Below are 6,737 nucleotides of genomic sequence, written 5' to 3'. Positions count from 1 at the left end.
TACGTGAAAATCTCGCAGCGGGAATCTTGCGTCTGACCGGCTGGACCCCCGGCACACCGCTTTATGATCCGATGTGCGGCAGCGGCACCTTCCTCGCCGAAGCCGCGCAAGTCGCGCTGAACATCGCTCCTGGCGTGGACCGCAGTTTCGGCTTCGAAAAGCTGAAGCAATACGACGTGAACGCGTGGCAAAAGCTGAAGGGCGCAGCCGTCGATGCCAAACGCGCAGCGCAGTCATCGCGTGCGGATATCCAGATCTACGGCAGCGACATTTCCGGCGATATGCTCGACAAGGCGTACTCGAACCTGGAACGCGCGGGTTTGCCGGAGCTGTCGTTGAAACAGCTCGATGCGCGCCACATGACGCCGCCGTCGGACACCCCCGGCATCCTGGTCGCGAATCCGCCGTACGGCGAACGAATTGAAGTACGTGGACGCGGTCCGCGCGGCGAGCTTCGCGAGCCGAAGAATCGCGGTCACGACGAAGACGAGGATGCGTTCATCCGCGCGCAGCCGGACCCCGCCGACCAGGAGTTTTTTATCTCCTTCGGCAACGCGATGAAACAGCAATTTCCGGGCTGGCGCGCGTACGTGCTGACATCGGATCGAAAACTGCCGGGCATGCTGCGACTGCGTGAATCGACGAAAACGCCGCTCTTCAACGGCGCGCTCGAATGCCGGCTGTTCCGCTTCGACATGATTGCCGGCAGTGTGCGCAATCGCCCGGCAGCAACGGAACCCGCCGCCGATCAGACGCCCGACGCGCAGGAGTGAATCATCGCGGAGGCGGCGCTACAATCGCTGAATGAACTCATCGACTGAAGCCCACTCCTTATTAGCCATCGACACCTATCGCAGCCGCCGTGACCGCGTCCTCGCGGCGCTGCGGGAATCAGGCGGCGGCGTGGCGATCATTCCGACGGCGCGTGAGGTCATGCGCAACCGCGACGCCGATTACCCGTTCCGCCACGACAGCTATTTCTATTACCTGACGGGCTTCACGGAGCCGGAAGCAACGTTGGTCCTCAACGCCAGCGCCGACGCCGACGATCCCGCCGCCATCCTGTTCTGCCGCGAGAAAAACGTCGAGCGCGAAACCTGGGAAGGTTTCCGATACGGCCCGGAAGGCGCACGCCTCGCGTTCGGTTTTGACGCAGCATTTCCCATCGATCAACTCGATACGGAAATGCCCCGCCTGCTCGCCGATATCCCCGCGCTGCACTACGCGCTCGGCAGTTCCGCCGAGCTCGACGAGCGGGTCCGCAGCTGGCTCGCGGCGGTTCGTGCACAGAGCCGGATCGGCGTAAAAGCGCCGACGAAAGCGATCGATTTGCTGCCGGTGCTCGACGAAATGCGCCTCATCAAAGACGCGCACGAACTCGAGATCATGCGGCGCGCAGGCACGATCTCGGCCGAAGCGCACCGCCGCGCGATGCAAACCTGCCGCCCCGGCATGCACGAATACGAAATCGAAGCCGAGCTGCTCTACACGTTCCGCCGACGCGGCGCGCAAGCGCCCGCGTACGGCACGATCGTCGCGGCCGGCGCGAATGCCTGCACGCTGCACTACCCTGCAGGCAACACGATCGTGCGCGAGGGCGACCTGATCCTGATCGACGCCGCGTGCGAGCTCGACGGCTACGCATCCGACATCACGCGTACGTTTCCGGCTAGCGGGCGGTTCACATCGGCGCAAAGGGAAATCTACGATATCGTGCTGGCCGCGCAATATGCGGCCGTCGATGCCACCCGTGAAGGCGTCAGTTTCGACGCGCCGCACGAAGCCGCTGTTCGCGTATTGGCGCAGGGCTTGCTGGATACGGGGATCATCGACCGAAACAAGTTTGCCACCGTGGACGATGTCATCGCCGAGCGGGCTTATCAGCGTTTCTACATGCACCGTACGAGTCATTGGCTCGGCATGGACGTGCACGATGCCGGCGATTATCGCGACGCCCACGCGCAACTCGACGACCAGGGCGCACGCGCGTGGCGCACGTTGAAGGCGGGCATGACGCTGACCATCGAGCCGGGTCTGTACATTCGCGCGGCGGTTGACGTGCCGGAACGATATGCCGACATCGGTATCCGGATTGAGGACGACGCTATCGTCAACGTGAATGGTTGTGAGTTGATGACACGCGAAGTGCCTGTAGATGCAGACGAAATCGAAGCCTTGATGCGCGACGCGCAAACACCCGATGCAAATTGAAACCGCCGAAACTATCGGCCATGCGCCGCCAGCCGATTATCACTTCGATATCGCCATCGTAGGTGCAGGTCCGGTCGGACTCGCGTTAGCCGGTTGGCTGGCGAAACGGAGCGCGACGTCGCGCTTGTCGGTAGCGTTGATCGATGCACGCGAGCCCGGTGCGGCGTCATCTGATCCGCGTGCCATCGCGGTGTCGCATGGCAGCCGCGCGATGCTTGAGTCATCGCTCGGTTTTCCCGCCGATGCCACGCCGATCAAACGCATTCACGTTTCGCAACGCGGCCAGTTCGGCCGCACGCTGATTGATCACGATGAACACGGTTTGCCCGCGCTCGGCTACGTCGTGCGTTATGGCTCGCTTGTGGCAACGCTCGCGCAAGCCGTCAGCAAAACCAGCGTGCAATGGTTCACGGAAACCACGGCATCAGCACCTCTGCACGACCACGAGGGCGTCACGCTCTCGATCCATTCGGCCACTGGCGACCGCACGATCCGCGCGCGCATTCTGGTGAATGCCGAAGGCGGGTTGTACAAGGACGCGGACGCTTCGTCCTCGTCTTCCGCGCTTTCCGCCGACGTCAAGAACACGCGCGATTATGGCCAGACGGCTATTGTCGGGACGGTGAGCGTATCGGCGCCGCAACCTGGTGTCGCGTGGGAACGCTTCGCACCCGAAGGGCCGATCGCGCTGCTGCCATGCGGCGGCGCGCGCCAGGCGGACTACGCGCTCGTCTGGTGCTGTGACCCTGAAGAGGCGGCACGACGCTCGCAACTCCCCGACGTCGAATTCCTCGCCGAACTCGGCTCGGCCTTCGGTGAGCGCATGGGCCGCTTCACGCGCATCACCGGACGGGCGATGTTCCCGCTCGGGCTGAACGCGTTGAACGCGCTGGTCGACCGGCGCACGGTTGCTATCGGAAACGCGGCGCAAACGCTGCATCCCGTTGCAGGGCAAGGACTCAATCTGGGTCTGCGCGATGCACACGCGTTGTGCGACGCGTTATCGACGAATGGTCCTACTACGGTCGCGCTGGGTCTCTTTGCGCAACGGCGCGCGTTGGACCGGCGCATGACGATTGGCGCAACCGATACGCTCGCACGTCTTTTCACCGTCGATTTCGCTCCACTCGCCGCGATGCGCGGGCTGGCGTTGAGCGCGCTGGAACTCGTCCCTCCGGTTAAAACCGTGCTGGCGCGACAGATGATGTTCGGGCAACGCCGCTGATTTGGCGGAATACTTGCTAGCGGCTTCGAGCGAGAGCGGAGTGCGGAGAATGGCGTGATTGCTGTACTCACGTCTGCCGCGCGTAAGTTTTCCTGAGCTGTTCACGAAGGGCACGCGTCGCGCGCTATGCCCCGGCTCTTCCCACCCTTCCTGCGGCGCGTTTTCGACGGCCCATACATGAGATCCACCTTGGCCGACCCGCCGATCAGATCAAACATGTCTACTTCGCACTTCATTCATCTGCCCATAGTGGAGCTTTTCCTCTATGACGTTCGGGATATTCATAGAAGATTTAACAACTTGCGCGTCGATTGGACTTAATTGGCCCAGCGCGTTCGCGTTAAAATAGGGGTTTCCTTAAGCGTTTTTGCATCCCTTTATTTGGGAACACCGCGAGTTTCATGCCCATTTCCACACCGGCCATCGGCCCCCACATTTTGCGTAACAACTTGTTCGTTGCCCCCATGGCCGGGGTGACGGACCGCCCGTTCCGGCAGTTGTGCAAACGCATGGGAGCGGGTTACGCGGTGTCCGAAATGGTCGCGTCGAACGCCCAACTGTGGAAAAGCGAGAAAACGCTCCGTCGCGCGAATCACACCGGCGAAGTCGAGCCTATTTCCGTGCAAATCGCCGGCGCTGATCCGAAAATGCTCGCCGAAGCCGCGCGTCACAACGTCGCGAACGGCGCGCAGATTATCGACATCAACATGGGCTGCCCAGCCAAGAAAGTCTGCAATGTGGCGGCCGGATCGGCATTGCTGCAAAACGAAGCGCTGGTCGCGCAGATCGTACAGGCCGTGGTGAACGCAGTAGGCGTTGGTCCGGACGCCGTGCCCGTCACGTTGAAGATCCGCACGGGCTGGAATCGCGAGAACAAAAATGCGCTGAACATTGCGCGCATTGCGCAAGATGCGGGCATTTCCATGCTCACCGTGCATGGCCGTACCCGCGCCGATCTCTACAAGGGCGACGCGGAATACGAGACCATCGCCGCCGTCAAAGCCTCCGTGCGCATCCCTGTTGTGGCCAACGGCGACATCGCCACGCCTGAAAAAGCGCGTCACGTGCTGGCCATCACCGGTGCAGATGCAATCATGATCGGCCGCGCTGCGCAGGGGCGCCCGTGGCTCTTCCGCGAGATCGAACATTTCCTGGCAACGGGCGAACATTTGCCGGCGCCGCGTATCGACGAGATCCAGCAACTGATGAATGAGCATCTCGAAGATCACTATGATTTCTATGGCGAATTCACAGGCGTTCGTACAGCGCGCAAGCACATCGGCTGGTACACTCGCGGCCTTTCCGGCGCCAACACGTTCAGACATCGGATGAACACGCTGGATTCCACACGCGAACAATTGCTCGCCGTGAACGAATTCTTCGACGCCCAAAAGGCGTTGTCCGACCGTCTCGTCTATGTCGAAGAACTCGGCGCGGACGGCGACCGCGGCGGCAACGACGAAGCTGAAGAATCGTGCGACGTGCAGAACCACACAGACCGACTAGCCGCATGAGCAGACACAACATAGAACAATGCGTCCGCCAGAGCCTGGACAATTATTTCCAGGACCTGGACGGCTCAAAACCGCACGATGTCTACGAAATGGTGATTTCGTGCGTCGAGAAGCCGATGCTGGAAGTTGTGCTGAAGCAAGCCGAGGGCAACCAGTCGCTCGCGGCGGAATTTCTGGGCATCAACCGCAACACGCTGCGCAAGAAGCTGCAACAGCACGGACTGATTTAAAGCAGTTGTTTTGATTTAAAGCAGTTGTCTTATTGATGTACCACCCGGACCGTCGCGGCGTACGGCGGTCGACTCGAATTTCCTGATTCCCCTCGACTCCCCTACCGGCTCGCGCCGTTCCCATCATGATCAAGCAAGCGCTCCTTTCCGTTTCCGACAAATCTGGCATCGTCGAATTTGCGAAATCGCTGTCGGAGCTAGGCGTTAGCCTGCTCTCAACCGGCGGCACCGCGAAACTCCTGGCTGATGCAGGCCTGCCTGTCACCGAAGTCGCCGACTACACCGGATTCCCGGAGATGCTCGACGGCCGCGTGAAAACGCTGCATCCGAAGGTGCACGGCGGCATTCTGGCGCGCCGGGATCTGCCGGAACACATGGCGGCACTCGAACAACACGACATTCCGACCATCGACCTGCTGGTTGTGAACCTTTATCCGTTCGTGCAAACGGTATCGAAGGAAGAATGCTCGCTGGAAGACGCAATCGAAAATATCGATATTGGCGGTCCGACCATGTTGCGTTCGGCGGCGAAGAATCATCGCGACGTAACGGTGATCGTCGATCCCGCGGATTACGCGATCGTTCTCGAAGAAATGCGCTCGGCTAAAAACACCGTCAGCTACGCGACGAACTTCAAGCTCGCCACCAAAGTGTTTGCGCACACGGCTCAATACGATGGCGCGATCACGAATTACCTGACGAGCCTGACCGACGAGTTGCAGCACAAGAGCCGCAACACCTATCCGTCGACGTTCAACCTTGCGTTCACCAAAGTGCAGGATCTGCGTTACGGCGAGAATCCGCATCAAAGCGCTGCGTTCTACCGCGATCTCACCACACCGGCCGGCGCGCTCGCTAACTATGAGCAATTGCAGGGCAAGGAACTGTCGTACAACAACATTGCGGACTCCGACGCTGCGTGGGAATGCGTGAAGACCTTCGGCGTACCGGCTTGCGTGATCATCAAGCATGCAAATCCGTGCGGCGTGGCGATCGGCGCGGATGCGCACGAAGCGTATTCGAAGGCGTTCCAGACCGATCCTACATCCGCGTTCGGCGGCATCATCGCGTTCAATCGTGAAGTGGATGAAGCAGCGGCGCAGGCTGTTGCCAAGCAGTTCGTGGAAGTGCTGATGGCGCCTTCGTTCAGCGATGCCGCCAAGCAGATTTTCGCGGCGAAGCAGAACGTGCGTTTGCTGAAGATCGAACTCGGCGACGGTCACAACGCGTTCGACCTGAAGCGTGTTGGCGGCGGCCTGCTTGTCCAATCGCTGGATTCGAAGAATGTCCAGCCGCATGAATTGCGCGTGGTCACGAAGCGTCACCCCACGCCGAAGGAAATGGACGATCTGCTGTTCGCGTGGCGCGTCGCGAAGTACGTGAAGTCGAACGCCATTGTGTTCTGCGGCGGCGGCATGACGATCGGCGTAGGCGCGGGCCAGATGAGCCGTGTGGATTCGGCGCGCATTGCCAGCATCAAGGCGCAGAACGCGGGCTTGTCGCTGGCCGGATCGGCGGTGGCATCGGATGCGTTTTTCCCGTTCCGCGATGGCCTCG

Annotated in this window: 5 protein-coding genes and 1 pseudogene; all 6 read left to right on the top strand. The window is 60.9% G+C overall.

Translation table 11 applies throughout. The features are described from left to right. Window positions 1-773, top strand: a pseudogene (locus JWR14_RS37090) (class I SAM-dependent RNA methyltransferase); the annotation flags it as partial. Between the two features lie 31 nt (window positions 774-804). Beyond that, complete coding sequence (locus tag JWR14_RS37085; RefSeq protein WP_299719531.1) at window positions 805-2,211, top strand: aminopeptidase P N-terminal domain-containing protein; 1,407 nt, start codon at window positions 805-807, stop codon at window positions 2,209-2,211. Further along, window positions 2,201-3,436, top strand: a complete 1,236-nt coding sequence (locus tag JWR14_RS37080; protein WP_299719529.1) for a UbiH/UbiF/VisC/COQ6 family ubiquinone biosynthesis hydroxylase — start codon at window positions 2,201-2,203, stop codon at window positions 3,434-3,436. Before JWR14_RS37085 ends, JWR14_RS37080 begins: the two co-directional genes overlap by 11 nt. A gap of 401 nt (window positions 3,437-3,837) precedes the next feature. Continuing rightward, a complete protein-coding gene (gene dusB / locus JWR14_RS37075; RefSeq protein WP_299719528.1) occupies window positions 3,838-4,950 on the top strand; it encodes a tRNA dihydrouridine synthase DusB in 1,113 nt (370 codons plus the stop codon). Further along, window positions 4,947-5,180 (top strand): Fis family transcriptional regulator, encoded by a 234-nt coding sequence (locus tag JWR14_RS37070; protein ID WP_299719526.1) that lies wholly within the window; start codon window positions 4,947-4,949, stop codon window positions 5,178-5,180. The genes dusB and JWR14_RS37070 overlap by 4 nt, the downstream gene beginning before the upstream one ends. Window positions 5,181-5,305: 125 nt before the next feature. After that, the coding region (gene purH, locus JWR14_RS37065; protein ID WP_299719524.1) for a bifunctional phosphoribosylaminoimidazolecarboxamide formyltransferase/IMP cyclohydrolase at window positions 5,306-6,737 on the top strand (1,432 nt) is incomplete at its 3' end.

Origin of the sequence: Caballeronia sp. (assembly GCF_028292365.1) — a bacterium.
In the GTDB taxonomy this organism is placed as follows: domain Bacteria; phylum Pseudomonadota; class Gammaproteobacteria; order Burkholderiales; family Burkholderiaceae; genus Caballeronia.
Note: the sequence above shows the minus strand (reverse complement) of the source record. Positions and strands in the feature narration are given on the sequence as shown.